This window comes from Streptomyces sp. NPDC004266, assembly GCF_042874095.1.
In the GTDB taxonomy this organism is placed as follows: Bacteria; Actinomycetota; Actinomycetes; order Streptomycetales; family Streptomycetaceae; genus Streptomyces.
On the sequence record NZ_JBIAMM010000012.1, the window covers coordinates 109744 to 136530 of the forward strand.

Here is a 26787-nt window from a genome sequence, read left to right on the forward strand (position 1 = left end):
CTACGCGCGTCAACCTGCCCGTACGCCGTTGACGCCCCCGGCCGGCTCGACGAGACTCCTGCCCCATGCAGCCCTTGCGTGACCGCTCGGTCACCCTCGTCCAGCGCCGACACGTGGACCTCGTCCGTGTCGCGAGCGCGGTCTGTCGCTGCGCCTGACGGCCCTTCCGCTCACCCGGCCGTACCCCACCCCGCTCCTCCGCCCGCCCCGCCCGCGGCGCCGTCCCCCGCCCGCCGGGCCCCGGAGGCATGCCCGCACGTCCGCACGCCCTTCTGGAGACCCGTATGTCCACGCCCCTGTCCCGCCGCGCCCTCGGAGGGGTCGCCGCCGGTGCCGCCGCCGCGGCCGCCCTCGGCGCCACCGCCACCGCCGCGCAGGCGGCCCCCGCGCCCGACCCGCAGGAGCGTCCCTTCCGCGCCGCGCACCCGCGCCGTCACTCCCGGCGTCCCAACATCCTCTTCATCCTGGGCGACGACCTCGGCTGGGCCGACCTCTCCTCGTACGGCTCCCCGCACATCCGCACGCCCCACCTGGACCGCCTCGCCCGCGAGGGCGTCCGCTTCACCGACGCCTACTCCGGCTCCGCGACCTGCTCCCCCACCCGCTTCAGCCTCTACACCGGCCGCTACCCGGGCCGCACCAAGGGCGGGCTCGCCGAGCCGATCGCCGACAGGTCCGTCGGCCTGGAGCCCACCCACCCCACGCTCGCCTCACTGCTCCGCGACTCCGGCTACGCCACCGCGCTCATCGGCAAGTGGCACTGCGGCTACCTCCCCGACTACTCCCCCACCCGGTCCGGCTGGGACGAGTTCTTCGGGAACTTCGGCGGGGCCCTGGAGTACTACTCCAAGCTCGGCCTCGGCGGCGAGTACGACCTCTACGAGGGCGACGCCGAGTACAAGGACCTGCGCTACTACACCCGCATCCTCACCGAGCGGGCGAGCGAGTACGTGAGCCGCGACCACGAGAAGCCCTGGCTGCTCAACCTCAACTTCACCACCCCGCACTGGCCCTGGATCGCCGACGGCGACAAGGAGGCGAGCGACGAGATCGTCCGCCGCATCAAGGCCGGTGACCGCTCCGCCCTCTGGCACCAGGACGGCGGCTCCGTCGAGAAGTACAAGGAGATGGTCGAGGACCTCGACCGCTCGATCGGGCAGGTCCTCAAGGCGCTGAGGCGCTCCGGCCAGGAGCAGGACACCCTCGTCTTCTTCGGCAGCGACAACGGCGGCGAGCGCTTCTCCTACAACTGGCCGCTCGCCGGCAACAAGGGCTCGCTCCAGGAGGGCGGCATCCGCGTGCCCTCGATCCTGCGCTGGCCCGCCCGTATAGACGGCGGCCAGGTCAGCGACCTGCCGGTGTTCTCGCCCGACTGGACGGCGACCCTGCTCGAACTGGCCGGCGCCCGCCCCCACCCGGCGTACCCCCTCGACGGCACCAGCCTCGCCGGGCACCTGCTGCGCGGCGCCGAGGTGCCCGAGCGGGACCTGTTCTGGCGGGTGCGGGGCGAGCGGGCGCTGCGCCGCGGCGACTGGAAGTACTACCGGGGCAAGTCCGGCCGCGACCAGCTCTTCCACCTGTCCGAGGACTCCCGCGAGCAGGCGGACCGGGCAGGGTCCGAGCAGGCCCGGCTCGCCGAACTGCGGTCCGCCTGGGAACGGATCGACGCGGGCCTGCTCCGGTACTGATCCCCGCACGCCGGGGCCCGGGACCGGGCCCCGGCGTGTCGGACGAGTCCCCGGGTGAGGGCGACCGAGTCGGGGACCGTGGCCACCTCCCGTACCGTGCGGGCATGACGCCCAGGATCTGCCGGGTGACGTACTGGGCCGACATCGTGGCAGGCACGCTCGGAGGGCCCCGCCGTCAGGGGAGTTCGGCCGGATCACCGCCCGTGGCGACTCCGGGGCCCTTCCGCCGGGGACGCGCCCGGCCCGGCTCAGCGCTCCTCGCGGAGCCCCCACGGCGATCCGTACGCGTCGAGCAGGTCGAGGAACGGGCGGGGCGGCAGCGCCTCGGGGCCGAGGACGCCGCTCGCCTTCCAGGTGCCGGCGGCGATCAGCTCCAGGGCGATCACCGGGTTGAGGGCGGTCTGCCAGACCACGGCCTGGGACCCGTACTCGCGCATCGTCCACTCGTTGTCGACGACGTGGTACAGGTACACCTCGCGCGCCGCGCCGTCCTTGGTCCCCTTGACCCAGGTGCCCGCGCAGGTCTTGCCCCTCATGCGGTCGCCCAGGGCGGCCGGGTCGGGCAGACAGGCGGCGACCACGTCGCGCGGCGAGACCTCGACCGGCCCGTGCGCGCCGGGGACGGTGACCTTCGCCGTGGAGTCGAGGCCGAGGTCGCGGAGGGTCTTGAGCTTGGCGATGAAGTCGTCGCCGAGGCCGTACTTGAACGTGACCCGGCGCGCGTCCACCCAGCGGGGCATGAGGAGGACCTCCTCGTGCTCGACGTTCACGCACTCCACCGGGCCGATGCCCCCGGGGAAGTCGAAGACCTCCGGCTCGCTGAAGGGCGCCGTGGTGAACCAGCCGCGGCCCCTCTCGTAGACGACGGGCGGGTTGAGGCATTCCTCGATGGTGGTCCAGATGCTGAAGGAGGGGGCGAAGTCGTACCCCTCGACGGTGAGGTTCGCGCCGTCGCGGACGCCGAGCTCCTCGATCTCGTCGAAGAGCTCGTCCGCCGCATGACGGGCGAACACGTCCGAGAGGCCCGGCTCCACGCCCATGCCGACCAGGGCGAGGCGGCCGGCCCTCTCCCACTCCTCGGCCAGGGCGAACTGCTCGTCGCCGAGCTTGACCCCGCACTGCTCGTAGGGGGCGGTCGGGTGCGGCACGGACAGCGACATCGCCATGTCGACGTAGTGCGTGCCCGCGGCGAGCGCCGCGTGGAACAGCGGCATCACGAACCTGGGGTCGGTGGCGTTCAGCAGTACGTCGCAGTTCTCCTCGACGAGGAGGCGACGGACCGCGGCCTCGTCGGAGGCGTCCAGGCGGCGGGCGGCGAACCGGCCCGCCGGGTCGTCGAGCGCGGTGACGGCGGCCTCCGCGCGGGCCGGGTCGTAGTCGGCGACGATCATGTGGGTCAGGAAGTCACGGCGGGCCGCGATGCGGGTGACGGCGGTTCCGACGCCGCCCGCACCCACGAGAAGTACACGCATGTCACACACCATTTCGTCGAGTCCGTCCCGGCGGACGCCCGGGAACGCCCCGATGGAACACGAGCCCGGCGGTTAAGGTCTACGGCGTTGGCATAAGGGACGACGAGGCGGTGGCGCGATGCCGAAGAAGGTGGTTCCGGAGGCGGAACGGCGCAGGCGGAGGCCGACGCGGCAGGGCACCGTGCTGTCGGAGCGGCTGATCGTGGAGACGGCGCTGCGGATGCTGCGCGAGCACGGGGCCGCCGGGCTGACCGCACGCCGGCTCGGTGCGGCCCTCGGCGCCGACCCGAGCACGGTGTACCGCTACTTCGCCGGTCTGGACGGCCTGACCCGGGCCATCGGCGAGGAGCTGACGGGGCGGGCCCTGGACAGCTGGACGGCCACCGGGGAGTGGCGTGCCGATCTGCGGGCTCTGGGGCTGGCCGTCCACGCCTCCTACCTCGCCCATCCCCAGGCCGCGCTGCTGACCGCGAGCCGTGTCACCGGCCGCCCCCGGGAGATCGAGGTGGACGAGACGATCCTCGGGATCCTGCGCGGCGCGGGCTTCGGCGACGCGGACGCCGTCGGCGTGTACCACGCCTTCATCGACCTGGCCCTGGCCTTCGCAGCCCTGGACGCGGGCGCGCTGGCCGTCAAGGACGAGGTGAGGGAGGCGGACGAGGAGATGTGGACCTCCACCTATGCCCGGCTTCCGGCCGAGACCCATCCGCACATCGCCGCCACCGCGCACCTGCTGGCGGACCGGATGAACCACAGCGCCTATCCCGTCGTCCTGGACACGCTCCTGGGCAGGGCGGAGGCCCGGCTGGTGGCCGCGCGGAAGCGGGCCGCCGGCGGGGCGTGAGCCGCGAGCGGCCGGCCGGGGCGCGCGAGAGGGGCCCTCCCCCGTACGGGAAGGGCCCCTCTCCTGTGCTGCTGCGGTGACGCGTCAGTTCCCGGTGTTCGCCCGGCGGCGGAGCCACCAGACGAGCGTGCCGCCCGCGACGATCGCGGCGGCGGCGAGGCCGCCGATCAGGCCGACGGGGGTGCTGCTGCCGGTGTCGGCGAGGTCCCCCTCGGGGTCCTTCGACCCCGGCGGGGCGGTGGCGTCCGGGGAGTGTCCGGTCGTGGGCGTCGGGTCCGTCGGACTCGGGGTCGGCCCGCCCGTGCCGGTCGGACTCGGGGTCGGCTTCCCGGTGCCGGTCGGCGTGGGCGTGGGCGTGGGGGTGCCGGCCTCGGAGTGCCCGGCGCTGTTGCCGCCGAACATCAGGTAGCCCGCCTTGTTCGGGTCGTCCGCGATGGTGTCGACCGCGAAGCCGACGGTGCGGGGCTTGTAGCGCTGCTCGGTGCGGAAGCGCACCGGGTTCATGTTCCGCTTGGGCTGCTTGGAGAAGTCGACTCCGCCCACGGTGTAGACGTAGACGTCCTCGCCGTTGGACCACTTGTACTTGAACGTGCCTTCGGTGAACGCCTTGTAGTAGCGGTCCCAGACCTGCTTGCCGGTCCAGTTCTGGTGCGGGGCGCGCAGCGGCCAGCGCCTGACGTCGTTGCTGTCGATGACGCGGCGGTACTCGGCGGGCATGTCGGCGGCGTTCTGCCGGACCCACTCGGCGGCGACGCGTGCGGTGTAGACGCGGCGCAGGTCGGCGTAGTAGTCGCCGTTGTTGACCTTCTCCGCGACGAGGGGCGTGATGTAGCGGTCGAGGACGCGGTCGGACTGCTGCGTCTCGGCCTCGGTGAGGTCGCAGCCCTTCCCGCCGGGCGGCTGCGTGTGGGTCTCCTGCGGCACCGTGGACAGCTTCAGCGGGGTGTCGAGGATGTGGATGCCGCCGTCCTGCTCGCGTACGACGGCGGTCTCGGGCTCGATCCAGTAGCGGAAGCCCGCCCAGCAGGGGAAGCCGTTGCGTTGGGGCAGGGCGCTCATGAAGTTCCGGCCGGCGTCCGTCTCCGGGTCCATGGCCTTGAAGATGTCGTGCTTCAGCTCCAGGTCGGCCTCCAGCAGCACCCGGCCCGCGTCGGTCTTGCCGAAGTCGGCGTCGATGATGCGGTCGGGCTCGTCCGGGTTGAGGTTCACCCAGAACGTGGACGGGTCCAGGGCGAGCCAGGTGAAGAACGCGTCGGAGATCAGGTCGCCCTTCTCCCGGCCGCCCCACCCGGCGGCGTACTCGTCCTCCACCGCCTTGGCGGAGAACGCGTAGTCCAGTCCCTTGCCGCCCTTGCCCTTGCCGATGTAGCGCAGGTCGAGGGTGGTGAAGTCGATGCCGCCGAGGCCCCGGTTCATCAGCGACCGCTGGCCGGTCCTGCCCAGCCGGTCGAGCTGCTCCTTGAGGGTCTGCGGGTTCGGCGGCGACTGCCCGATCACCTGGTTGCCGGAGCCGCGGGACCCGGTGGAGGTGCCGTTGCCCGGCGACATGGTCGTGCCGTTCGCCCGGTACGGGCCGTTCTCGGTGCCCTTGGGCGGCACTCCCTTGTGGTGGGACTGGTAGTTGTAGGAGCGGACCCGTTCGTTGCCGATCTCGTCCTTGCCCGCCAGGCCCTTCAACTCGTTCATGAAGTTCTTGGCGTCGCGGGTCTGGTTCTCGGCGAACACATAGGTGTACTTGTACGAGCGCCAGCCGGGATTCTTGGCCCAGGCGCGGTCCGCGGGCTTCTCGCGGGCGTCGGGGCTGCCGTTGGACTTGCCCTCCACGATCTCCCGGGAGCGCTTGTTGAAGGCGTCCAGCCGTCGCACGTGACGCTCGCCGGTGTCGGGGTCGGTGAAGTAGAACTCCTTCTCGCAGATCCAGTCCGGTCCGGTCAGCCCCATCTCCCGCACGACCTTGGCCATGAACGCCTTGCCCCGGGCGTCGTAGCCCTGGTTCGGGATGTAGACCTTCGACAGGTAGTCGCTGAAACTCGTCCACCTCTTCTGCGCGTTGAAGCGGGCGTAGATGCGGCGCGGGTCGCTGTGGTCGTACTTCTTGTAGTCGGTGCCCGCGGCGTTCAGTTCGGCCTGGGTCGGGGCGAGACCGTCGAACTGGAGGCCGGGGTTGGTGTACTCGTAGGTGTCCCAGCGGTCCACCGCCCGGGAGGCGTCCCCCAGGGGCAGTCCACCTCCCGTGGGGACGTTCTTCACCCCGTACAGCTCGTCACAGCGCTTGCCGGGCTTCAGCTTCGGCGGCGCGGCTTCGGCGACGTCGGCGCCGGTTTGCCCGGAGACGGTGACGACGGCGGCGCAGACGAGCGCCATCAGGCCTTTTCTGAGCGCACGCCGACGGCGTGCTATTCGTGCTGGCTTCACAGTGTTTCCCCCGGGAGCCCCACGGGTCGGATTCCGGTCGCGCGACGCCAGGGCCCCCGCTGCTCGTGCGGGCGCCGCGCAAGCGGTCCGATCCTAGGGCCTCACTTTGCCGCCGCAACGTGGTTTCGACGGCACGTCGTGTGTCAACTCGGTGCAGATTCAGGATCCTTACGGTCACATCGGGGCTAGGCTTAGCTGTTGTGAGCAATGAAATCCAGGAGTGTGAGGACGACGACGAGCACGCCGTCGCCGAGCGCATCGACACGGCGCACGCCGACAACCCGCGACTCGCGGCCTGGCTGTGCGAGCAGCGGGACCGCTTCGACGGGTGGAGCCGCGAGCACGGCGGCGGATGGGACTTCGGCGAGCGCTCCCTCGACCGCGTGGAGGCGCTCGTCCGCGAACACGTCACGTCCGCCGACGACCTGTTCGCCCGCGAGCACACGCCCTTGGTGCAGGTGGCCTGCTGGTACGTCGGCGAAGTCCACAACCGCACCCGCGGCACCGAGTGGCGCATGGACCCCGAACCCGCCGACAGCCACCCCTGGTCCCGGCGTCCCTATGTGATCGTCCCCTTCGCGCGCCTGGGCGCGTACCGGGACCCCGAAGGCATCGACTACGACGCCCGCCCCCGGCACCATCCCCTCAGCAGCTTCCTCGCCCTTCTCCGCGAGGGTCCCGCGGCCGGCCCGGGCTCCCTGCGAGCGGAACTGGACGACTACGCCCCCGGCACCGGGGAGGACGAGGACTGAGCACCGGCCCCGCCACGGGTCGGCGGGGCCACGGTCCGGCGGGGCTCCACGTCCTCCACCGTCTCCTGCGAGGGCGGCTCAGCGGCCGAAGGTGTCGATGTTCTCGACGATCCAGCGTCCGTCGCGGCGCACGACGTCCAGGGCGAACATGGCGCCCGCGTAGACGCCCTGGTCCTGGGCCTTCGGCTGCCGCTTCCCACCGGTCCCGCCGGTGCCGGCCGTGCTGACGCTGCTCTGGTCGGCGTAGACCAGGACCCGGGCGCGGTCGCCGTCGACGCGTTCGACCGCGCTGTCGGTGACCGTCGTGGTGATCACCGTCTTCTGCCGGGCCGCCTGGGCGAGCACCCCGCCGAACAGCGTCCGGTGCTGGTCCACGGCCCTGCCGGTGAGGAGGGTCTTCCCGGCGCGTTCGAAGGGCCCCGTGTCGGCGTGGTCGTACGAGAAGAGCGCGGCGACGGCGGCGGTGGTCTGCCCCTTGATCTCGCTGGTACGGGCGAGGTCCGTGAGGGCCGTGTTGCCGCGGGCGGGGTCGTCCCGCAGCTCTCCCGCCCTGCTGTGCGCCCATCCGGCGAAGCCCCCGAGGAGGAGGGTCAGGACGCACAGGACGACGAGGGGCGCGAGACCGCGCGCCCCTCCCTTCGTGGCCCTCGTGGCGGCCGGGCGGTCGTCGGTCGCTTCCTCCGCCGGTGCCCCGGTCGTTTCCCGTGCGGGTTCCACCGCCGGCCGCCGCCCGGGGCGGGAGCCGGGTTCGGTCAGGAGGCCGACGGTCGTGTGGGCCCTGGCGGCGGTCGGCTGGTCGGCGAGGGCCTGGCGGCGGCGCTGGCGGTTGAGGTGGTGACGGGGCGTCGGCATCGTGCGTGTCCTTTCGGGTGCTGGCGGCTCTCGCGTACGGGGCGGCGGCCCGGTCAGCCGGTCGCCGTGTCGCCCACGGGCGCCTGCCCCAGACCACTGAGCTTCCACTGGCCGTCGGTGCGGGTGAGCTCGCCCAGCATGCGACTGTCCTTCTCCGTGCTCTTGCTGTCGGGCGTCGTGACGGTGACGCGCAGCGCGACGAGCAGGCGGGCCCGTCCGGCCCGGTCGTCGAGTTCGGTGACGGCGCCGGAGAGCACCCGGGCCGTGGTCACCGTCCTCGCCGCCTTCACCTGACCGGTGAACTCCTTCCGCCCCTCGACCAGCTGCTGGTGCAGTTCGCCGGTCGTGGAGGTCTCCCAGAGGTCGAGGCCCTGGTCCACGCGCCGGTGGTCGAGCGTGTTGAGGTTCTGCACGGCCTGCTCGCCCGCCGCGAGCGCCCGGTCGCGCTGCGCGGCGTACGCGGCGGAGTCGTCGTGGGCCGCCGCGTACCAGCTCCGGCCCTCCCACGCGGCGAAGCCGCCCGCGACCAGGGTGAGCACGAGGGCCACGGCGAGGGCCGGCCGGTTGCCCGCCGAGGCGCGGAGCCGGTGTGTCATGGGGTTCTCCCGTCTCCCGCTCATCGTCAGCGGGCCTTGATGTCGACGATCAGCCACCGGTCTCCCCGGTACTTCGCGGTGACGGTGAGCTGGGCCGCGGCGGTCGTGGCGGCGGCCTCGTCGCGCCGCGAGGTCTGGTCGAGGAAGACGAGGAGCCGCGCGCTGTCCCCGTCGAGTTCGATCACCCCGGTGCGGACGGCCTGGGTGGAGAGGGTGATGCGCTGCTCGACCAGGTTCGCGCGGACCTGGGCGAGCAGGTCGCCGTACTGGCGGGCGGCGCGTCCGGCCAGCACGGTGCGCGAGGAGCGTTCCGCCGCGTCGGTGTCGGCGGGTGTGTAGGAGAAGACCCGGGCGAGGCCTTCGGCCACGTCGCCGCTGACCCGGGTGGTGGTCTCGGTGTCGGTGAGCGCGTGGTTGCGCGCCGACGGGGCCGAGCGGAGCTGGTGGGCGGCGTAGTGGAACCCGGTCCCGCCGAGGAGGAGGACGGTGACGGCGGCGGCCAGGGCGGCCTTCCGCCACGCGCGGGCGGGGCGGCGGCCGTGGGAGGCGTCCGTGGTGCCGTGCTCGTCCGCGCCCGGCTCCCGCGTCGCGTCCGTGGCCGTGGCCGTGGCGGCTGCCGCGTCCTCGCCCGTGCCGGCCTCCGGGGGCCCGTCCGAGGGCGCCGTCGCGTCCGTGGCCGTGGCGGCCTCCGCCTCTTCGGCCGTGGCCGTCGGCGCGTCTTCGTCCGGGGCCTGCTCCGCGTCCGCCTCCAGGGCCTCGTCGGTCCCGGTGTCCTCGCGTCCTGCGGTCCGCAGCGGTCGCGTCACTCGCCCCCGCCCTCCTCGCTCTTCTCGCTCTTCTCCGCCTCTGCGACGGGTACCGCGCTCAGTGCCGCGACCCGCCATGTGTTCTCGCCCGTGCGGGTCAGGACGGCCTCCAGGCGCTTGCGGTCGCCGGTCGCGGCGGCGGCTCCCCGCGGGGTGACGTCGACGCGTACGGTCGCGATGAGTTTCGCCGTACCGGCTCTGGCGTCCAGCGCGGTGAGCGCGGCCTCGGTGACCGTGGCGCGGGCCGAGGCGCCCACCGCGGGGCGGGTACGGCCCAGTTCGGTGCGGAGCGGTCCGGTGGAGGCGTCGCGCCAGGCCCGGATGCCCGCTTCGGCGCGTTCGAGGGTCGAGGCGTCGAGCGTGTTCAGGACGGTGAGGCGGCTGCGGCCCTCGGCGAGCGCGGTGTCGCGTTCCCGGCTGAAGGCGAGCTCCTCGTCGGTGCGGGCCTGGGCGTAGGCCCAGGCGCCGGTCCCGCAGAAACCGAGGGCGACGACGAGGGCGCCGACGCCCAGGGCTTTCGCGCGCCTCATCGCGCCCTCCCCGTGCCGAGTCCGAGGAGTCCGGCCATGTCCGTCGGGCCGCCGGTCCGGCCGGGCAGCGCGAGCGCGCCGGGCAGGTCCGGCTGCGCGCCGGGCGTGGCGCGCGCGCTGCCGGAGGGCAGGGAGCCGGGCCGGGCCGGGGTGGGCACCCCGCCGCCCCGGGGGGCGTGGGCCGAGCCGCGGACGTTGATCCCGGTGGAGGCCGGGGAGGTGCAGGAGGCGCCGGTGTTGAGGGCGGGCGCGGTCCCCAGGTCGAGTCCGTTGCGGTAGCGCGTCCCGCCGTATCCGGAGGTGCAGGGCAGTGGTTTGAAGAAGGTGACGGCCATGCCGAAGTTCACGTGTCCTCCGTCGACGGTGGTGGCTCCCGCCGAGACGGCCGCCGGGAACTTGACGAGGAGTTCCTCCGTGCCGCGCTGTCGGGTGACGGCGATCTCCGAGGTGGTGAGGAGGTTGGCGAGGACGACGCCGAGGCTGGGGTCGAGGTCGCGCAGGAGGCCGCTGACCTGGCCGGTCGCGTCGGGTGTGACGGCGAGGAGGCGGCGCAGGTCGGCGTCGGAGCTCTTGAGGGTGGCGGCGAGGTCGCGGGCGCCGGTGGCGAAGTCCCGGATGGCGCGGCTCTCGTCGGCCTGGGTGCGCAGGACGGTCTCGCCGTCGTCGATGAGCCGGGTCGTGGCCGGCAGGGAGCGGTCGGCGGCCTGGACGAACCTGCTGCCGTTGTCGAGGAGGGCCTGGAGGTCGTCGTCGTGTCCCTCGAAGGCCTTGCCGAGTTCGTCGACGACCGTGCGCAGGGAGTCCAGGGGTACGGAGCGGGTGAGGTCGTTCACGCTCGCGAGGACGTCGGTGACGGGGGCCGGCACCTCGGTGTCGGCCTGTTCGATGCGGGCGCCGTCGGCGAGGTAGGGTCCGCCGTCGCTCTCGGGCCGCAGGTCGATGTACTGTTCGCCGACGGCGGAGAGGCCCGCGACGACGGCTCGCGCGTCGGCGGGGATGAGGGGCGCCGAGTTCTTGATGCGCAGTTCGGCGACGACTCCGTCGGCGGTGAGGTCGATGGCTCCGACGCGGCCGACGGAGACGCCGCGGTAGGTGACGTCGGAGTGGGTGAACAGCCCTCCCGTACGGGCGAGGTGGACGCGGACGGTGTAGTGGTCGGCGACGCCGGCGTAGCGGCCGAGGTCGGCGTAGCGGACGCCGACGAAGCCGAGGACGAGTACGGCGATGACGAGGAACGCGAGGTTCTTCAGCCGTACGGTGCGGGTGATCACGGCTTCTCGCCTCCGTCCTTGGGTGTGGTGGTGGGCGCCGTCGCGGTGACCGGGGGCAGGGGCAGCGCCGACCGCGGGCTCCGGGTGCCGCGGTCCGTTCCCTCCCGGTCGCGCGAGGCCGGGTCGGGAGCCGGGTCCGGGGTCGACGGGGAGGGGGTCGGGGTGGGTTCGGTCCTGGGGATGAGGGGTGGGATCACCTCGGTCCCGGGGGCGGCGGCGAGGTGCAGATAGGTGTTGAGGTAGTCGCCCTTGATGCCGCGCGTGACCTCGTCGGTGAAGGGATACGTGAGGAGCACCTGGAGCGATTCGGGCAGGTCGGCGCCGGCGTCCGCGAGTGCCTTCATCGTCGGGGCGAGGGCCTTGAGGTCGGCGACCATGTCCTTCTTGCTCGCGTCGACGGTGCTGACGGCGACTCCGGACAGGGTGTCCAGGGCGCGCAGCATGGTGAGCAGGGAGCCCCGCTGGTTCTCCAGGGTCTTCAGGCCGGGCGAGAGGCCGGTGAGGACGGTGTCGACGTCCTTCTTGCGTCCGGCGAGGGTGGCGGAGAGCCGGTTGACCCCGTCGAGGGCGCGGGTGATGTCGCCGCGGTGCGCGTCCAGGTTCGTGACCAGGGTGTTGACGCGGTCGAGCATCGAGCGGACCTCGGGTTCGCGTCCGCCGAGCGCCGCGTCGAGTTCCCGGGTGATGGTCTTGAGCTGGTTGACGCCGCCGCCGTTGAGCAGCAGGGACAGCGCGCCGAACACCTCCTCGACCTCCGTGTTGCGGTTGGTGCGCGCGAGCGGGATGACGCTGCCGTCGGTGAGGCGTCCGCCGCTGTCCTTCCGGGGGGCGACGAGCTGGATGTACTTCTCGCCCAGGAGGCTGGACTGTTCCAGGCGGGCACCGGCGTCGGCGGGGAGCCGGACGTCGCCGTTGATCTTCAGGGTGACGCGGGCGGACCAGTGGTCGGCCCCCAGCTCGATGGCGGTGACGCGGCCGACGGCGACGTCGTCGACCTTGACCGCGGACTGGGGCACGAGGCTGAGGACGTCGTCGATCTCGGCGGTGACCGTGTAGGGGTGGGAGCCGAGGTCGGCGCCGCCGGGCAGCGGGAGGTCCTCGATGCCGTCGAACCGGACGGGGCTCGCGGGGACCGCGCCGAGCACGACGGCGAGTCCGAGGCCGAGCGCGACCGCTCCGACGGCTCCGGCGCCGAGGGCCTTGCGGGAGGGCGGGGTGTCCCGGTTCATCGCTGCCCCTCTCGGGTGTCGGCCGGGGAGGAGGAGCCGCCGGTCACCGGCAGCGGGAGCAGGGGGCCGCCCATGCTGATCTCGTTGAGGTTGGCGCGGCCGTCGAGGGTGCGGGTGTCCTTGTTGTAGACGTTGACGACGTTGCCGGCGGCGAGCGGGGCGACGTCGAGCGCCTCCGCGAGGGAGGCCCGCTGGTCGACGAGGGTCTGGGTGAGGGGCACGAGCCGGTCGACGTTCTTCTTCAGCTCGCCGCGGTTGTCCTTGATGAAGGTCTTGACCTGGGCGAGGGCCTTGCCGAGTTCCGCGAGCGCGCCGGCGAGGTCGTCCTTGTTCTCGGCGAAGTAGCCGACGACCTCGTCGAGGCGTTCCTGTGCGGTGCGGACGTCGCCGTCCTTCTTCTTCAGCATGGTGGTGAAGGTCTGGAGCTGCCCGAGGGTGGTGAACAGGTCCTCGCTGCTGCCGTCGAGGGTCTTGGCGGCCTTGCCGAACTGTTCGATGGAGGTGCCGATGGCCGTGCCGTTGCCCTTGAGGTTCTTCGCTCCGGTGTCCAGGAGCTCGGAGAGGGCTCCGGCGGAGTTGGCGCCGTCGGGGCCGAGTGCCTTGCTCAGTTCGGCGATCGAGTCGTAGAGCTGGTCGATCTCGACGGGGGTGCGGTTGCGGGACGCGGGCAGCTGGGCGCCGTCGGCGAGGGCGGGGCCGGTGCTGTAGGCGGGGGTGAGCTGGACGTACCGGTCGGCGACGATGCTCGGGGCGACGACGAGGGCCCGTGCGTCCGCGGGGACGCGTACGCCTTCGTCGAGGCGGAGTTCGACGCGCACCCGGGTGCCCTGCGGCTCCACGGACTCCACCTCTCCGACGCGGACGCCGAGGACGCGCAGGTCGGATCCGGCGTAGATGCCGACGGCCCGGTCGAACCAGGCGGTGACGCGGATGCCGTCGTCGTCGAGGGCGCCGACGGCGACGAGGCCGCAGGCCGCGAGCACCGCGAGGGCGAGCCCGGCGACGAGGGGTCTTCTGGGCTTGGTCATCGTTCACCGCTCCCCTTGGCCGTCGCCGTCTGTTTCGGCGGGAGGCATCCGGTCCTGGGCTGCGAGGCCTCGGGCAGATAGGTGCGGGGCACCACGCCGCACAGGTAGCTGTCGAACCAGCGGCCGCTGCCGAGGGTGTTGCCGACGAGCCGGTAGTAGGGGCCGATGAGCGCGAGCGTCTTGTCGAGCTGGCCGCTGTTCTTCTCCAGGACGCCGGTGACGCGGCTGAGGGCCTTCAGGGTGGGGCCGAGCTGCCGGTCGTTGTCGCCGACGATGCCGCTGAGTTCGGTGCCGAGGTCCCGGCTCCCCTTGAGCAGGGCGCGGATGGCCTCGCGGCGCTTCTTGAGCTCGCCGAGGAGCGAGCCGCCGTCCTCCAGGAGGATCTCGAAGCTGGACTTCTTGTCCTGGAGGGTCTTGGTGAACTTCCTGCTGTTCTCCAGGAGCCGGGCGAGCTGGGTGTCGCGCTTGGAGACGGACTTCGACAGCTCGGAGAGGCCGGTGGCGGCGTTGCGTACGTGCGGCGGGGAGTCCTTGAAGGTGTCGGAGATCGTCCGGAAGCTCTCCGCGAGCTTCTCGGTGTCGATGGCGTCGACGGTGCCGCTGAGGTCCTGGAAGGCCTGGGTGACGTCGTACGGGGAGGTGGTGCGGGACTGCGGGATGCTGGTTCCCGGGTCCTGGGGTGCGGAGCCCAGCGGGTCGAGCGCCAGGTACTTCTCGCCGAGGAGGGTCTTGATGGCGATGGCGGCGGTCGACCGGTCGCCGATCCAGGCGTCGCCGACCTCGAAGGTCACCTTGACCTTGGGCCCGTCGAGGGCGACGTCGGTGACCTTGCCGACCTTGACCCCCGCGATGCGGACCTCGTCGCCGGCGTCGAGTCCGGCGGCCTCGGTGAAGTCGGCGCTGTAGGCGGTGTCGCCGCCGACGAGCGGGAGCCGTTCCACGTTGTACGCGAGGACGGCCATGAGGGCGAGGACCAGCAGTCCGACGAGGGCGACGGCGACGGGACTGCGCTCCTTGACCGGCTTCAGCCGGGGGCGCGGGCTCATCCGCGGCACCTCGTCTCGGTCACGGCGATGCCGGTCGGCGGCTCGGAGCCGTCGGAGGTGCCCACGCCGCTCACGCGCGCCTCGCAGAGGTAGAGGTTGAACCACGATCCGTACGAGGAGAGCCGGGCGAGGGCCGTCATCTTGCCGGGGGTGTGGGCGAGGAAGGACTCGATGGCGGGGGTGTGGTCGCCGAGGGTGCCCGAGAGCCGGCCCAGCTCGCGGATGTCCTTCTTGAGGGGGGCGCGCCCCTCCTGGAGGAGGCCGGCGGTCGTCGTGGTGAGGTCTCCGATGGCCTTGACCGCCTCGCCGAGGGGTTTGCGGTCGGTGTTGAAGCCGGTGACGAGCTTCTGGAGGGTGACGACGAGGTCCCCGAAGGCGGCCTCGCGGTTGTTGAGGGTGGTCAGGACGGTGTTGAGGTGGGTGACGACCTCCCCGACGACCTTGTCCTTGGCGGCGACGGTCCTGGTGAGGGAGCCGATGTGCCGCAGGAGGCTGTCGACGGTTCCGCTCTCGCCCTGGAGGACCTGGACGAGGGAGCCGGCGAGGTCGTTGACGTCCGCGGGCGAGAGTCCCTCGAACAGCGGCTTGAAGCCGTTGAAGAGCAGGGTCAGGTCGAGTGCGGGTGTGGTGCGGTCGAGCGGGATGGTCTCTCCGGGGCCCAGGGTGCCGGTCAGGTCGCCGGTGCCCCGGCCGAGGGAGACGTACCGCTGCCCGACCATGTTGAGGTACTTGACGGCGGCGGTCGCCGACCGGGGCAGGGAGCGGTCCTCGCGGACCGTGAAGGTGACCTGGGCGGTGCGCCGCTCGACGACGCGCACGTCGGTCACCTCGCCCACCTTCACTCCGGCGATGCGCACGGAGTCGCCCTCGACGAGCCCGGTGACGTCGGTGAACAGCGCCTTGTACGAGCGGGTTTCGGCGCCGACGCCGGTGTTGGCGATGCTGAAGCCGAGGACGGTGGTGGCGAGGGCGGTGACCAGGACGAACGCGAGGGACTTCAGCACGGTCCCGGTCAGGCCGCGCCGGCGCGTGTGGCCGGGTCGTGTCGTCATCGGAGGGTCACCTCCGCGCCGCGGAACGCGGGGCCGGCGAGCAGGCTGCTCCAGTCCGGCAGGTCGCCGGGCCGCTTCTTCGCCGCGGGGGCGAGCAGTTCGTTGACGAGGTCGTTCTCCTGCGGGGAGTTGGCGGGGCCGAGGTCCTGGTCGGCCGCGGCGGACGCCCGTGCGGCGGGGGCGGCGGGGACGCCGAGGTAGGGCACGGGGTAGCAGTGCGGGCCGCCGCCGGAGCCGTACGAGGGCGTGTCGCGGCCGGGGACGTAGGCGCCGCGGGAGGGGACGGTGGTCACCTCGACGTGCAGGCCGGGCTGGTCGGTGCCCTTGCCGAGCGCCTTGTCCATCGCGGGCACGAACTGGGCGAGGGTGCGCAGGGTGCAGGGGAAGGACGGGGAGTACTCGGCGAGCAGTTCCAGGGTGGGCCTGCCGGTGGCGCTGAGCCGGATGATGTTGTCCTTGTTCTGCCGGAGGAACGCGGTCAGGTCCTGGGCCGTCCGGGTGGTGGCGCCGAAGGTGCCGGCCAGCGCGCCCTCCTTCTCGGCGAGGGTGCGACTGGTGGTGGTGAAGTCGGTGAGCGCGGTGACGATGTCCGGGGCGGCGTCCGCGTAGAGGTGGCTGACCTTCACGAGTTCTTTCAGGTCGCGGGTGAGGGCGGGCAGGTGGGGGTTGAACTCGCGCAGGTGGGCGTCGAGTCGGGCGAGGGTCTCGCCGAGCTTGTCGCCGCGTCCCTCCAGGGCGCGGGAGACGGCGGACAGGGTCGCCGACAGCTTCTGCGGCTGGACGGCGGTGAGCAGGGGCAGGACGTTGTCGAGGACCTGCTGGAGCTCCACGGCGTTGCTCGACCGGTCCTCCGGGATGACGTCGCCGGGGCCGAGCGGTCGCGCGGAGGGGTTTCCCGGGGGTACGAGGGCGACGAACCGCTCGCCGAAGAGGGTCGTGGGCAGCATCTGGGCGCGGACGTCGGAGGGGACGTGGCGCAGGGTCCCGGGCCGCATGGCGAGGGTGAGCCGGGCCCCGCCGTCGACGGCGTCGATGGCGCGGACCTCGCCGACGACGACGCCGCGCAGTTTCACCTCGGCCCCGAGGTGCATCTCGTTGCCGACGCTGCCGGTCTCGACGGTGATCGGGTCGGAGTCGGTGAAGCGTTTGTCGTAGACGGCGACCGCCAGCGAGGCGAGCAGGACGGGTACAAGGAGGAAGACGACGCCGGCGAACCGGCGGCGCAGGATCTCGGCCGTTGAGTCGTTCATCTCACCCCGCCACCTTCACGGTCGTGGTCGCGCCCCAGAGGGCCAGCGACAGGAAGAAGTCGGTGACGCTGATCAGCACGATGGCGTTGCGTACGGAGCGGCCGACGGCGATGCCGACGCCCGCGGGTCCGCCGGAGGCGCGGAAGCCGTAGTAGCAGTGGGCGATGATCACCATCACGCTGAAGATCAGCACTTTCAGCACCGAGAGGAGGACGTCCGTCGGTGACAGGAAGAGGTTGAAGTAGTGGTCGTAGGTCCCCTGCGACTGGCCGTTGAAGAGGACCGTGACGTAGCGGGAGGCCAGGTAGGAGGAGAGCAGGCCGACCGCGTAGAGCGGGACGATGGCGACGACGCCCGCGATGATGCGGGTGGTGACGAGGTACGGCATGGAGCGGATGCCCATGCCTTCGAGGGCGTCGACCTCCTCGTTGATGCGCATGGCGCCGAGTTGGGCGGTGAATCCGGCGCCGACGGTCGCGGAGAGGGCGAGTCCGGCGACGAGCGGGGCGATCTCGCGGGTGTTGAAGTAGGCGGACACGAAGCCGGTGAAGGCGGCGGTGCCGATCTGTTCGAGGGCCGCGTGGCCCTGGAGGCCGACGACGGTGCCGGTGAACAGCGTCATCGCGATCATGACGCCGATGGTGCCGCCGATGACGCCGAGGCCGCCGGAGCCGAAGGCGACCTCGGCGAGCAGCCGTTGCACCTCCTTGAGGTAGCGGCGCAGCGTGCGCGGGATCCAGAGGAGGGCCCTGACGTAGAAGAGGAGCTGGTCGCCGGAGCGGTCGAGCCAGACGAACGGGGAGGCCATCGCCGTCAGCCTCCCTTCGGCGGGACGATCTGCAGGTAGATGCCCGTCAGGACCATGTTCACGAAGAACAGCAGCATGAAGGTGATGACGACGGACTGGTTGACGGCGTCGCCGACGCCCTTGGGCCCGCCGCGGGGGTTGAGGCCGCGGTAGGCGGCGACGATGCCGGCGATGAACCCGAAGATCAGGGCCTTGAGTTCGCTGATGTAGAGGTCGGGCAGCTGGGCGAGGGCGGAGAAGCTGGAGAGGTACGCGCCGGGGGTGCCGCCCTGGAGGACGATGTTGAAGAAGTAGCCGCCGAGGGTGCCGACGACGGAGACCATTCCGTTGAGGAGCACGGCGACCGCCATGGTGGCGAGGACGCGCGGGACGACCAGGCGCTGGACGGGCGAGACTCCCATGACCTCCATCGCGTCGAGCTCTTCCCTGATCTTGCGGGAGCCGAGGTCGGCGCAGATGGCGGAGCCGCCGGCGCCGGCGATCAGGAGGGCCACGATGAGGGGGCTGGCCTGCTGGATGACGGCGAGGACGCTGGCTCCGCCGGTGAACGACTGGGCGCCCAGCTGCTGGGTGAGGGAGCCGACCTGGAGGGCGATGACGGCGCCGAACGGGATGGAGACGAGCGCGGCCGGGAGGATGGTGACGCTCGCGACGAACCAGAACTGCTCGACGAACTCCCGGAACTGGAAGGGCCTCCGGAAGACGGCGCGGCTGACCTCGGCGGCGAGGGCGAAGAGGCGGCCGGTCTGCCGCAGCGCGCCGGCGATCACGAGCCGCTCCCGGTGGTCGGCATGGTCAGGGTGGGCGCCGTGGCGCCGCGCGCGTAGGTGTCGCGGATGGCGGCGCGGGCGGCGGGCGGCAGCTGGTCGAGCATGCCGAGGACGCGCTCGCGCCGTCGGGTGACGGCCGCGCGGGGCGGCAGGCCGGGTGAGGGTTCCAGCTGCGGGACGATGTCGCGGGGCCCTGGCGGGTGACCGGCGGGTCCGGCCGCCTCCGCGGCGAGGAGCGCGGCGTCCTTCTCCTCGGACATGCCGATGGGGCCTTCGCGGCGGCCGGCGAGGAACTGGGTGACGACGGGTTCGTCGCTGGTGAGGAGGACCTCTCGGGGGCCGAAGGTGACGAGCCTGCGCCGGAAGAACATCCCCATGTTGTCGGGGACGGTGGCGGCGATGTCGAGGTTGTGGGTGACGATCAGCATCGTCGCGTCGATCCGGGCGTTGAGGTCGATCAGCAGCTGGGACAGGTAGGCGGTGCGGACGGGGTCGAGTCCGGAGTCCGGTTCGTCACACAGGACGATCTGGGGGTCGAGCACGAGCGCTCGGGCCAGTCCGGCGCGTTTGCGCATGCCGCCGCTGATCTCGCCCGGCAGCTTGTCCTCCGCGCCGAGCAGGCCGACGAGTTCGATCCGTTCCATGACGATGCGACGGATCTCCGACTCCCGTTTGCGGGTGTGCTCGCGCAGGGGGAAGGCGATGTTGTCGAAGAGGGTCATGGAGCCGAAGAGGGCGCCGTCCTGGAACATGAGGCCGAAGAGTTTCCGGGTCTCGTAGATGTCCCGTTCGGGGCTGCTGACCATGTCGACCCCATTGATGAGGACACGGCCCTGTTGGGGCTTCAGCAGTCCGATGAGCGATTTCAGGAAGACGGTCTTCCCGGTACCGGAAGGGCCGAGCATCACGCTGACCTCTCCGGCCGGCAGGGTCAGCGACACGTCCTGCCAGATGTTCTGCTTGCCGAAGGACATGGTCAGCCCCTCAACGACTACTTCGATTCCCATCCCACCTCCAGCAAGCGTGCGTCGGGGCGTGCGCCGCGGGCGCACGGTAAACCGGTGCGGATCACCCGGACAATAGGTGTGGCGCAAAATCCTTGATCCGCTCCGGCAGTTGTCACCGCGAAGACAAAGCCGGTGCCGGCTTTTGTCTCCGCGGAGACAGATTGCCGCGTCGACCTGCGATCGGGCGTCGGCCCGGGGAACGTTACGGCCGAGTAACCTCTCCCGGCAATACCGGAATCAGAGTTTTCGCGGGCCGAAATCAGACGTCTGGATATTTGTCAGACGGGAGACAGTCGCAGCCGTCGACCTGTCACCGCCGAGAGCAAAGGGCCAATCCGTCGGGGACACAAGGGAGCATGGCGCGCCAATCCACCGCCCAGGCTTGTCCGATCGATCATAAATGTCGACATTACGCACCCCGGAACCAAGGGGATTCGCGCCATCGCTCACCCACTTGACAGGCAATTCGAGCTCTTCAAAGAATCATGGGCTGCGCCATTGTTCAGCTAAGTTTCCCGCAAGTAACGTCTGGTTTCGCGGCCGGGAAACATCGGGCCGCCGGCCGCTCGACCCCCACCGCGGCCACCCTCTGCCGGTCAATCCCCAAGGAGAGTCCCAGAGCCATGAAGAAGCCGATCAGAAACCTCGCCGTCGTCGCCGGAACCGCCTCGGCCGCGTTCGCCCTGGCCGTGAGCCCCGCGTCGGCGGTGCCGTCCACGGTCTGGACCGTCAGCCCGTCCCCGGCCAGCATCACCGCGGTCAACAGCGGGAACATCGTCCTCAGCGTCAACGGCATCGCCATGACGTGTACGAAGTCGAACGGTGCGGGCACGGGGCAGAGCACCACCGGCAACCCGGCGACCGTCGGCACCATCAACTCCATCGCCTTCGGCGCCAGCGGGGCGCCCTGCACCAGCGTGCTGGGCCCCGTGACCGCGGTCCCGACCACCCCCTGGACGATCGTGGCGCAGGACTACACCGCCTCGACCGGCGTCACCAAGGGCTACGTCGGCAACGTCGACGCCACGGTGACCGTCGGCGCCTGCGTCTTCCGCGTGACGGGCAAGGCGTCCGGCACGTACACCAACTCGACGGGCGCGCTCGCCGTCAACAGCGTCGCGGGCGAGCTCACCGTCGTCTCGTCGAGCGGCTGCGGCTCGGCCGTCCCGGTCGGCGCCAAGCCCACCTTCAAGGGCACGTACCTCTTCAAGGTGGGCACCGCCATCCCGACGATCGTCGGTTCCAACCCGTAAGGACGCAGGAACCCGCGTCCGTCCGGCCGGCGACCCCGGCCGGGCGGACGCGGGCCTGTGCACGCCCTTCGCCGGCCCCTTTCCCCCGTCGGCACACGAACGACGACCCGAGCGGAGCAACAGATGAGAGGCCCCGGGCCCACCCCTCGACCTTCGCGTAGCCGCGCGCGCGGCGCGACGATCGCCGCGTTCGTGGCGCTCGCCCCCCTGCTCCCGGCGGCGGCCGTCGCCGTCGGGACGCTGAAGGTCGACACCGCGCTGCCCTACGTCTGCGCCCTGCCCTCGGGACAGCAGCCCGCGACGGTACGGATCACGGCGGCCTTCCCCGACCGGGCGGCCCCCGGAGAGGAGATCAGGCCCACCGACGTCACCACGACGGTGGAACTCCCGGCCGTGCCCGGCCTCACCGCGTCTCCGGGCTCCACCGTACGGGCCGAAACCCGGCTCACGGTCGACGTGGCCCAGAACGAGCGGCGCGCGCAGGCCACGTGGAGCGGTACGGCGCAGTCCCTCGACGTCCCCGCCGAGGGGCCTCTCGTGCTCACCACGACCGGCGACGTGCCGACCCTGACGACGGACACCGCCGGTGATCTGACCCTCACCGCCGCGGGCCTCACCCTCGATCTCGCCCCGGGCCCGGCCGACGGCGCGCCCACCGACCCCGCCCCCCTCTCCGTCACCTGCGTCCCCGGTCAGGACGCGGAGGGCCGGACGCCGTTCGCCACCGTCCCGGTCGGCGCCGGTCCGGGCACGGGGGGACCGAGCACTCCTCCCGCGTCGCCGTCCGCCCCTTCCGCCTCCCCCTCCTCCCCCTCGTCCACGCCGTCCTCCCCCGCCGGGCGGACGGTCCCGGTGAGGCCGGGGACGGCGGAGGGGACGGGCCGCGCCCCGACAGGCCCGCGGATCGGGCAGCGGGCGGACGGGGGCAGGGGCCCGACGGTGACCGGCGAGGGCGCACCCGGTGCCCCGGCGGGCCGGCCGGCCGCACCGCCCTGCGTGACGGAGAACCCGACCCCCACGTCCCTGTCGGCGTACATCACCGGCTACTCCAACGTACGGAAGCTGAACGGCGCCAACGTCATTCCGGTGTCCTGCGTCCTGATCGAGCAGGGCCAGCCGGAGTTCGTGATCCAGCCGGACGGAAGCATGCACCTCCTCACCCCGTCGACGGGACACCTCTCCTACCAGGGGCGCAAGCAGACCCCGCCGTTCAAGGCCACCTTCCTGACGTTCGGCTTCGCGCCGGCCACGGCCACCATGGTCCTGGAGCAGACGGGGCCCCTGACCGTCGACTCGGACGTCCTCCTGGTCTTCCCCGACAACCTCTCCGACACCTACGTCCGCGCCCGCTTCGTCCTGCGCGTCCTCGACGTCCGGGTGAACGGCACCCGGCTCGACGTCGGGCCCGACTGCCGCACCGAGAAGCCGCTCACCTCCCCCGAGCCCGATCCCGTCAAGCACCCCGGGGACCACCTCGTGCTCCTGGGCAAGGGACAGCTCATCAACGGCACGGACGCGACCGGCTACCTCCTCACCGGCGGCGGCCCGCTCACCGGCGAGGTGACCATCCCCGCCTTCAAGGGCTGCGGCGCCGGCGGCGAGAACCTCGACCGGCTCCTCACCGCGTCCATCTCCGGCCCCGGCAACCACATCAAGCAGATCCAGGGTCAGACCTGCGCCGTGGGCGTCGACGTGCCCACCGAGGGCCAGTGCACCGAGGACCGCCAGCCGTACGTGGTCCCCAGGCCCGAGCGCTGAACCGACCCGCCCTGTCCCCCTCCCCTCCCCCACGGAAGGCATCCGCCATGTCCCTCGTCTCCTCCCGCACGAGACTCGCCACCCTGTCCGCGCTGACCGCGCTCGGTGCCTTCGTCTCCCTCGGCACGGCGACCGCGGCCGCTCCTCGGCTGAACGGCGCCTGGGCCCCGTTCGACCGCTGCCCCGTCGACGCCCCCGCGATACTCGCCGCCGACGGCCTCGACAAGGCACCGCAGTGCGTGTCGTCCTCCTCCGCCGGCGGCTCCATCAAGCTCGGCAACACGACCGTCGTCACCGGCAGGACGAACCTCCAGATCGCGGTGGTCCAGAACGCCGACGGCACCAACACCGTCGTCCCCCCGCCCGCCGGCTCGCTCATCGCGGACTCCGCCACCGTGCCCGGCGGCCTGCTCGGCCTGATGTGTCCGAGCGACATCCCCTTCATCACCGACATCTGCCGGCAGCTGTCGGACGCCGACCTCAACAGGATCACCGCCACCGTGGAATCGGTCGGCACGCCCTCGGAGTTCGACCAGATCGCGGGCGTCCTCACGGACATGCCGATCGTGAGGATCCCGGTCCGCATCCACCTCCAGAACCCCTTCCTCGGCAGCAACTGCTACATCGGCACGAAGTCCAACCCGATCGTGCTGCGCCCGAGCAACCTCACGTCCCCCGACTTCTCCGTCGAGCGCTACGACGGCGACGGCTCCCCGAACGAGGAGGGCGACATGAGCCGTCTGAACATCCTCGGCTCCACCCAGGTCGACAAGACCTTCGCCGTCCCCGGCGCCAGCGGCTGCGGACTCGGCCTCGGCCTCGTCAACGGCGCGGTCAACCTCAAGACCGGGCTGCCCGCCGCCTCCGGCAGGAACAGCATCACCCTCGACAACACCCAGACCTACCTGACCGGTCTCTACGCCCCCGGGGTCATCGCCCCCGACGCCGGAAAGGTGTTCTCGCGGAACTGGCACTCGGCCGTCAGGTAACGGCCACCCAGGGGCGATTCCCGGCCTACTCGGGCGGCACACGGGCCCCCGGGGCGCCAACTCTTGCGCAAATTGTGTACAGCACACAGCAGTTGATTTAGCTTCAGCAGTCCCCGTTGGTACGCACCTGACGGCCGAGGCGGCGCCCACCCTCCACGGTGGGCGCCGCACCGCCGCTCCCCACCGGTCGCGCAGGAGAGCAAGGGATCGGTCATGCCCGCAACCGCACAGTCATCGAACATCGGCGAGCCGCTCGACCCGCTCCCCAGGGAGTTCGCCGCCCTGATGAGACCGGAGATCCCGGGCCTCATCAAGGAGATCGGTGTGGAGGTCCAGCGGACCTATCCCGTGTACGCCCACCTCTTCAAGGGGCCCCACTCGGACGCGATCCGCCAGGGCGTGGAGCAGGCGCTCGCGGCCTTCGTGGAGCGGGTCGCGGACCCCGGGCGGAACTCGGCCCTCCGGGACGAGCTGATCCGCAAGTTCGGCCGGGTGGAGGCCTACGAGGGCCGGGACCTCGACACCCTGCAAGGCGCCTACCGCCTCGGCGCGCGCATCGCGTTACGCAGGGCCAAGAGCATCGGGCGCACGTACAACCTCTCCCCCACCCTGATCCTGGCCTTCGCGGACGCCCTCTTCGCCTACGTCGACGAACTGGAGGCCCTCTCCCGCGAGGGCTACCTCATGGTCCAGGCGCGTGCCGTGTCCGATGTGGCGGCGCTGCGCAGACAGCTGCTCCACCTGGTCGTCGCCGGCCCGCCGCTGCCCCGGGCGACCATCGCCGAGCTGTGCCAGGAGGCCTCCTGGCAACTCCCCGCCGAGTGCACCCTGGTGGCCCTCCGGCCGCCGGTCGCCGAACTCGTCCAGGCGGGCCTCGACCGGGACGTCCTGGCCGACCTCAGCCTCCCCGAGCCTCATCTGCTCATCCCCGGCCCGCTCACCGCGCAGCGCCTCACGATGCTCGACTCCGCACTGGCCGGCACCCCCGCCGTCGTCGGTCTGACCGTGCCGCCGGCGCAGGCGGCGCACTCCATCCGCTGGGCGCGGCGCGTCCTGCAGCTCATCGACGACGGCATCGTGGCGGACGCTCCCCTCGTGTACTGCGAGGAGCACCTGACAACGTTGTGGCTGTTGTCCGATCCGGCCCTCACGGCCCATCTGGCCGCGCGCGAACTGGCCCCGCTCGACGGACTGTCCGGCACCCGGCGCGAGCGGCTGGTCGAGACCCTGCGGGTGCACGTCTCCACGCGGGCCCCCGCCGAACAGGTCGGCGAGATGCTGGGCGTGCACGCCCAGACGGTGCGCTACCGCCTGCGGAACCTGGACAACCACTTCGGCGACCGGCTCCTCGACCCCGACCACCGGTTCGCCCTGGAGGCGGCCCTGCGCTCGCTCCACCTCCAGGGCGGCAGGCGCGTGGACTGAGCCGCACGCGCCTTCCCGCTCCGCGCCGGCCTCCCGCACCCGGGAGAGCGGGCCGGTGCGGGCGCGTCAGTCGCGGCGCCGGTCGGGGTGCACGCGGACCTCGATGTCGTCGGAGGACGGATCCGGTGCCGGGTCGGCCGTCACGCGCACGCTCAGCGGGCGGCCGCTCCCGGCCTCGACGAAGGCCAGCGGCGGACGGCCGTCCTGCAGATACGTGTCGCCCCACCGGATCAGCGACAGGAAGACCGGCAGCAGGTCCTCGCCGGCCCCGGTCAGCCGGTACTCGTCGCGCGCCCGCTTCCCGGGCTCCTGGTAGGGGGTGCGCTCCACGACCCCGGCGGCCTCCAGCTGCTTGAGCGCGCGGGAGACCGAGGGCGCGGAGGTGCCGATCCTCGTCACGAAGTCCTCGAACCTGGTCGTGCCGTAGAAGCACTCCCGCACGACCATGAAGACCGTCCGGGTGCTGAGCAGGTCGAGCACCCGGCCGGCCGAGCACCCGTCGCCGATCGACCACGCGTCCCGGTCGCTCAATCGCTTCTCGAACCTCATCGCCACCCGCTCATTGTAACTAATGCTTGCGTTACCCAGCCTTGACGTGCTTGCATCTGACTAACGAGGTCGTTATCCAGATGGGAAGTGAGTGCCGTGGTCGCGGTGACGGGCAAGGTGGTGGTGGTGACCGGCGGACGGCGGGGGCTGGGAGCCGCGCTGGTGGACGAGGTGCTGGAACGCGGGGCGAGCAAGGTGTACTCCACCGCCCGCTCCGCGCACGTCGACGGGCGCCCCCGGGTGGTGACCGTCCCGCTGGAGGTCCGCTCGGAGGAGTCGGTCGCCGCCCTGGCCGAGCTCGCCGCGGACGCCGAGATCGTGTTCAACAACGCCGGGGTCCTGCTCCCCGCCCCCCTGCTCACCGGTGACGTCGAGCGGGCGGCCGAGACCTTCGACGTGAACGTCTTCGGCCCGCTGCGGGTGGCGCGGGCGTTCGCGCCGGTCCTCGCCGCGAACGGCGGCGGAGCGCTGGTGAACATGCACTCCGTACTGTCGTGGCTGGCGGGCGCCGGAGCGTACGGCGCCTCCAAGGCGGCGGCCTGGTCCCTCACGAACTCGCTCCGGCTCGAACTCGCGCCGCAGCACACGCACGTCCTCGGCGTGCACGCCGGATTCATCGACACGGAGATGGTCTCCGCCCTGGAGCGGAGCAAGGCGAAGCCCGCCGACGTGGCCGCGCGGATCGTCGACGGGCTGGAGGCCGGGGAGGTGGAGGTGCTCGCCGACGACGTCAGCGTCGCCGTGAAGGCCGCGCTCTCCGGTCCCGTGGAACACCTGGCCTTCCCGGCCGCCGACTGAACCCCTCACGAAGGAGCGACGAACCGCCATGCCCCTGTGGACCGTTCACCACACGCCCGGGATCTTCTCCCCCGAGGAGAAGCACCGGCTCGCCTCGACCGTCGCGGACCACTACGAGAAGGCGGGCCTGCCCCGCTTCTACGTGGTCACGCTCTTCCACGAGCTCCGGCCCGAGGACTTCCACGTCGGCGGGGAACCCGTCCCGGCCGGGGTCCGCATCACCGTCGACCACATCGCCCGGCGCAACCCCGACGAGGACGGCAGGCGCAGGACCGCCCGCTGGATCAGGGAGATGCTGCGCCCCCACCTGGAACGGCACGCCGGTCTCCACTGGGAGTTCCACGTCGACGAGACCAGCGAGGAGCTCTGGATGATCAACGGGCTCGTGCCTCCGCCGGGCGGCTCGGACGCCGAACGGCTCTGGGCCCGGCAGAACGCGGCGACGCCCTACTGACGCACGGACCGGGCCCCGGACGTCCGTCGCGGCGGCGCGGCCGTGGGCCCGGGGGGGGGGGGGCCCCCCCCCCCGCCGGCCGCCCCCCCCCCCCCCGGGGGCGCGCCCGCGGGGGGTGATGGGCCGCGCGCGCCCCCGGCCCGCG

General features: G+C 72.0%; 26 protein-coding genes. 10 read left to right on the plus strand and 16 right to left on the minus strand.

What is annotated here, in order from left to right:
* Positions 1-65 precede the first annotated feature (65 nt).
* Together ACFYUZ_RS26865 and ACFYUZ_RS26870 are read left to right on the plus strand one after the other, a co-directional pair.
* Complete coding sequence (locus ACFYUZ_RS26865; RefSeq protein WP_389313368.1) at positions 66-158, plus strand: putative leader peptide; 93 nt, start codon at positions 66-68, stop codon at positions 156-158.
* Positions 159-284: 126 nt separating this feature from the next.
* On the plus strand, positions 285-1688 hold the full coding sequence (locus ACFYUZ_RS26870) for a sulfatase (protein ID WP_389313370.1): 1404 nt from the start codon (positions 285-287) through the stop codon (positions 1686-1688).
* Between the two features lie 248 nt (positions 1689-1936).
* Here the strand turns inward: ACFYUZ_RS26870 and ACFYUZ_RS26875 are convergent, their stop codons facing one another.
* Positions 1937-3160 (minus strand): saccharopine dehydrogenase family protein, encoded by a 1224-nt coding sequence (locus ACFYUZ_RS26875; RefSeq protein WP_389313372.1) that lies wholly within the window; start codon positions 3158-3160, stop codon positions 1937-1939.
* Between the two features lie 118 nt (positions 3161-3278).
* On the opposite strand from ACFYUZ_RS26875, the gene ACFYUZ_RS26880 reads away from it, so the two are divergent.
* Complete coding sequence (locus ACFYUZ_RS26880) at positions 3279-4004, plus strand: TetR/AcrR family transcriptional regulator (protein WP_389313374.1); 726 nt, start codon at positions 3279-3281, stop codon at positions 4002-4004.
* An 84-nt stretch (positions 4005-4088) separates the two neighbouring features.
* Here the strand turns inward: ACFYUZ_RS26880 and ACFYUZ_RS26885 are convergent, their stop codons facing one another.
* On the minus strand, positions 4089-6368 hold the full coding sequence (locus ACFYUZ_RS26885) for a hypothetical protein (RefSeq protein WP_389313376.1): 2280 nt from the start codon (positions 6366-6368) through the stop codon (positions 4089-4091).
* 251 nt (positions 6369-6619) lie between these two features.
* Here ACFYUZ_RS26885 and ACFYUZ_RS26890 point away from each other — a divergent pair, with 251 nt between their 5' ends.
* The gene (locus ACFYUZ_RS26890; protein ID WP_389313378.1) at positions 6620-7171 is read left to right on the plus strand and encodes a hypothetical protein; all 552 of its coding nucleotides are present in this window, start codon (positions 6620-6622) and stop codon (positions 7169-7171) included.
* 78 nt (positions 7172-7249) lie between these two features.
* On the opposite strand, the gene ACFYUZ_RS26895 is transcribed toward ACFYUZ_RS26890, so the two are convergent.
* From ACFYUZ_RS26895 to ACFYUZ_RS26955, 13 genes are read right to left on the minus strand one after another with little or no spacing between them, the layout of a single operon-like run.
* On the minus strand, positions 7250-8023 hold the full coding sequence (locus tag ACFYUZ_RS26895) for a hypothetical protein (RefSeq protein ID WP_389313380.1): 774 nt from the start codon (positions 8021-8023) through the stop codon (positions 7250-7252).
* A 53-nt stretch (positions 8024-8076) separates the two neighbouring features.
* Positions 8077-8619 (minus strand): nuclear transport factor 2 family protein, encoded by a 543-nt coding sequence (locus tag ACFYUZ_RS26900; protein ID WP_389313382.1) that lies wholly within the window; start codon positions 8617-8619, stop codon positions 8077-8079.
* Between the two features lie 26 nt (positions 8620-8645).
* Positions 8646-9425 carry a hypothetical protein gene (locus ACFYUZ_RS26905; RefSeq protein ID WP_389313384.1) on the minus strand — a complete coding sequence of 260 codons (780 nt, stop codon included), beginning with the start codon at positions 9423-9425 and terminating at the stop codon, positions 8646-8648.
* A complete protein-coding gene (locus tag ACFYUZ_RS26910) occupies positions 9422-9955 on the minus strand; it encodes a hypothetical protein (RefSeq protein WP_389313386.1) in 534 nt (177 codons plus the stop codon). Before ACFYUZ_RS26910 ends, ACFYUZ_RS26905 begins: the two co-directional genes overlap by 4 nt.
* Entirely contained in the window at positions 9952-11226 is a 1275-nt protein-coding gene (locus ACFYUZ_RS26915; protein ID WP_389313387.1) for an MCE family protein, read from the minus strand. The genes ACFYUZ_RS26910 and ACFYUZ_RS26915 overlap by 4 nt, the downstream gene beginning before the upstream one ends.
* Complete coding sequence (locus ACFYUZ_RS26920) at positions 11223-12455, minus strand: MCE family protein (protein ID WP_389313389.1); 1233 nt, start codon at positions 12453-12455, stop codon at positions 11223-11225. Before ACFYUZ_RS26920 ends, ACFYUZ_RS26915 begins: the two co-directional genes overlap by 4 nt.
* Entirely contained in the window at positions 12452-13483 is a 1032-nt protein-coding gene (locus ACFYUZ_RS26925) for an MCE family protein (protein ID WP_389313391.1), read from the minus strand. Before ACFYUZ_RS26925 ends, ACFYUZ_RS26920 begins: the two co-directional genes overlap by 4 nt.
* The gene (locus ACFYUZ_RS26930; protein ID WP_389313393.1) at positions 13480-14529 is read right to left on the minus strand and encodes an MCE family protein; all 1050 of its coding nucleotides are present in this window, start codon (positions 14527-14529) and stop codon (positions 13480-13482) included. The genes ACFYUZ_RS26925 and ACFYUZ_RS26930 overlap by 4 nt, the downstream gene beginning before the upstream one ends.
* Entirely contained in the window at positions 14526-15581 is a 1056-nt protein-coding gene (locus ACFYUZ_RS26935) for an MCE family protein (protein WP_389313395.1), read from the minus strand. Before ACFYUZ_RS26935 ends, ACFYUZ_RS26930 begins: the two co-directional genes overlap by 4 nt.
* Positions 15578-16831 (minus strand): MCE family protein, encoded by a 1254-nt coding sequence (locus ACFYUZ_RS26940; protein WP_389313397.1) that lies wholly within the window; start codon positions 16829-16831, stop codon positions 15578-15580. The genes ACFYUZ_RS26935 and ACFYUZ_RS26940 overlap by 4 nt, the downstream gene beginning before the upstream one ends.
* Position 16832: 1 nt before the next feature.
* Entirely contained in the window at positions 16833-17639 is an 807-nt protein-coding gene (locus ACFYUZ_RS26945; RefSeq protein WP_093878140.1) for an ABC transporter permease, read from the minus strand.
* 5 nt (positions 17640-17644) lie between these two features.
* On the minus strand, positions 17645-18409 hold the full coding sequence (locus tag ACFYUZ_RS26950) for an ABC transporter permease (protein WP_093878139.1): 765 nt from the start codon (positions 18407-18409) through the stop codon (positions 17645-17647).
* On the minus strand, positions 18406-19416 hold the full coding sequence (locus ACFYUZ_RS26955) for an ABC transporter ATP-binding protein (RefSeq protein ID WP_389313400.1): 1011 nt from the start codon (positions 19414-19416) through the stop codon (positions 18406-18408). Before ACFYUZ_RS26955 ends, ACFYUZ_RS26950 begins: the two co-directional genes overlap by 4 nt.
* 623 nt (positions 19417-20039) lie before the next feature.
* Between ACFYUZ_RS26955 and ACFYUZ_RS26960 the strand changes: the two genes are divergently transcribed.
* From ACFYUZ_RS26960 to ACFYUZ_RS26975, 4 genes are all read left to right on the plus strand, one after another.
* Complete coding sequence (locus ACFYUZ_RS26960; RefSeq protein WP_389313402.1) at positions 20040-20669, plus strand: hypothetical protein; 630 nt, start codon at positions 20040-20042, stop codon at positions 20667-20669.
* A gap of 192 nt (positions 20670-20861) precedes the next feature.
* Positions 20862-22427, plus strand: a complete 1566-nt coding sequence (locus ACFYUZ_RS26965) for a DUF6801 domain-containing protein (protein WP_389313404.1) — start codon at positions 20862-20864, stop codon at positions 22425-22427.
* 47 nt (positions 22428-22474) lie between these two features.
* On the plus strand, positions 22475-23416 hold the full coding sequence (locus tag ACFYUZ_RS26970; protein WP_389313406.1) for a hypothetical protein: 942 nt from the start codon (positions 22475-22477) through the stop codon (positions 23414-23416).
* A gap of 213 nt (positions 23417-23629) precedes the next feature.
* On the plus strand, positions 23630-24841 hold the full coding sequence (locus ACFYUZ_RS26975) for a helix-turn-helix domain-containing protein (protein WP_389313408.1): 1212 nt from the start codon (positions 23630-23632) through the stop codon (positions 24839-24841).
* Between the two features lie 66 nt (positions 24842-24907).
* Here the strand turns inward: ACFYUZ_RS26975 and ACFYUZ_RS26980 are convergent, their stop codons facing one another.
* Entirely contained in the window at positions 24908-25390 is a 483-nt protein-coding gene (locus ACFYUZ_RS26980; protein WP_389313680.1) for a winged helix-turn-helix transcriptional regulator, read from the minus strand.
* Between the two features lie 87 nt (positions 25391-25477).
* Between ACFYUZ_RS26980 and ACFYUZ_RS26985 the strand changes: the two genes are divergently transcribed.
* Entirely contained in the window at positions 25478-26188 is a 711-nt protein-coding gene (locus tag ACFYUZ_RS26985) for an SDR family oxidoreductase (RefSeq protein ID WP_389313410.1), read from the plus strand.
* Positions 26189-26216: 28 nt separating this feature from the next.
* Positions 26217-26642 (plus strand): tautomerase family protein, encoded by a 426-nt coding sequence (locus tag ACFYUZ_RS26990; protein WP_389313412.1) that lies wholly within the window; start codon positions 26217-26219, stop codon positions 26640-26642.
* The last annotated feature ends 145 nt before the right edge of the window (positions 26643-26787 follow it).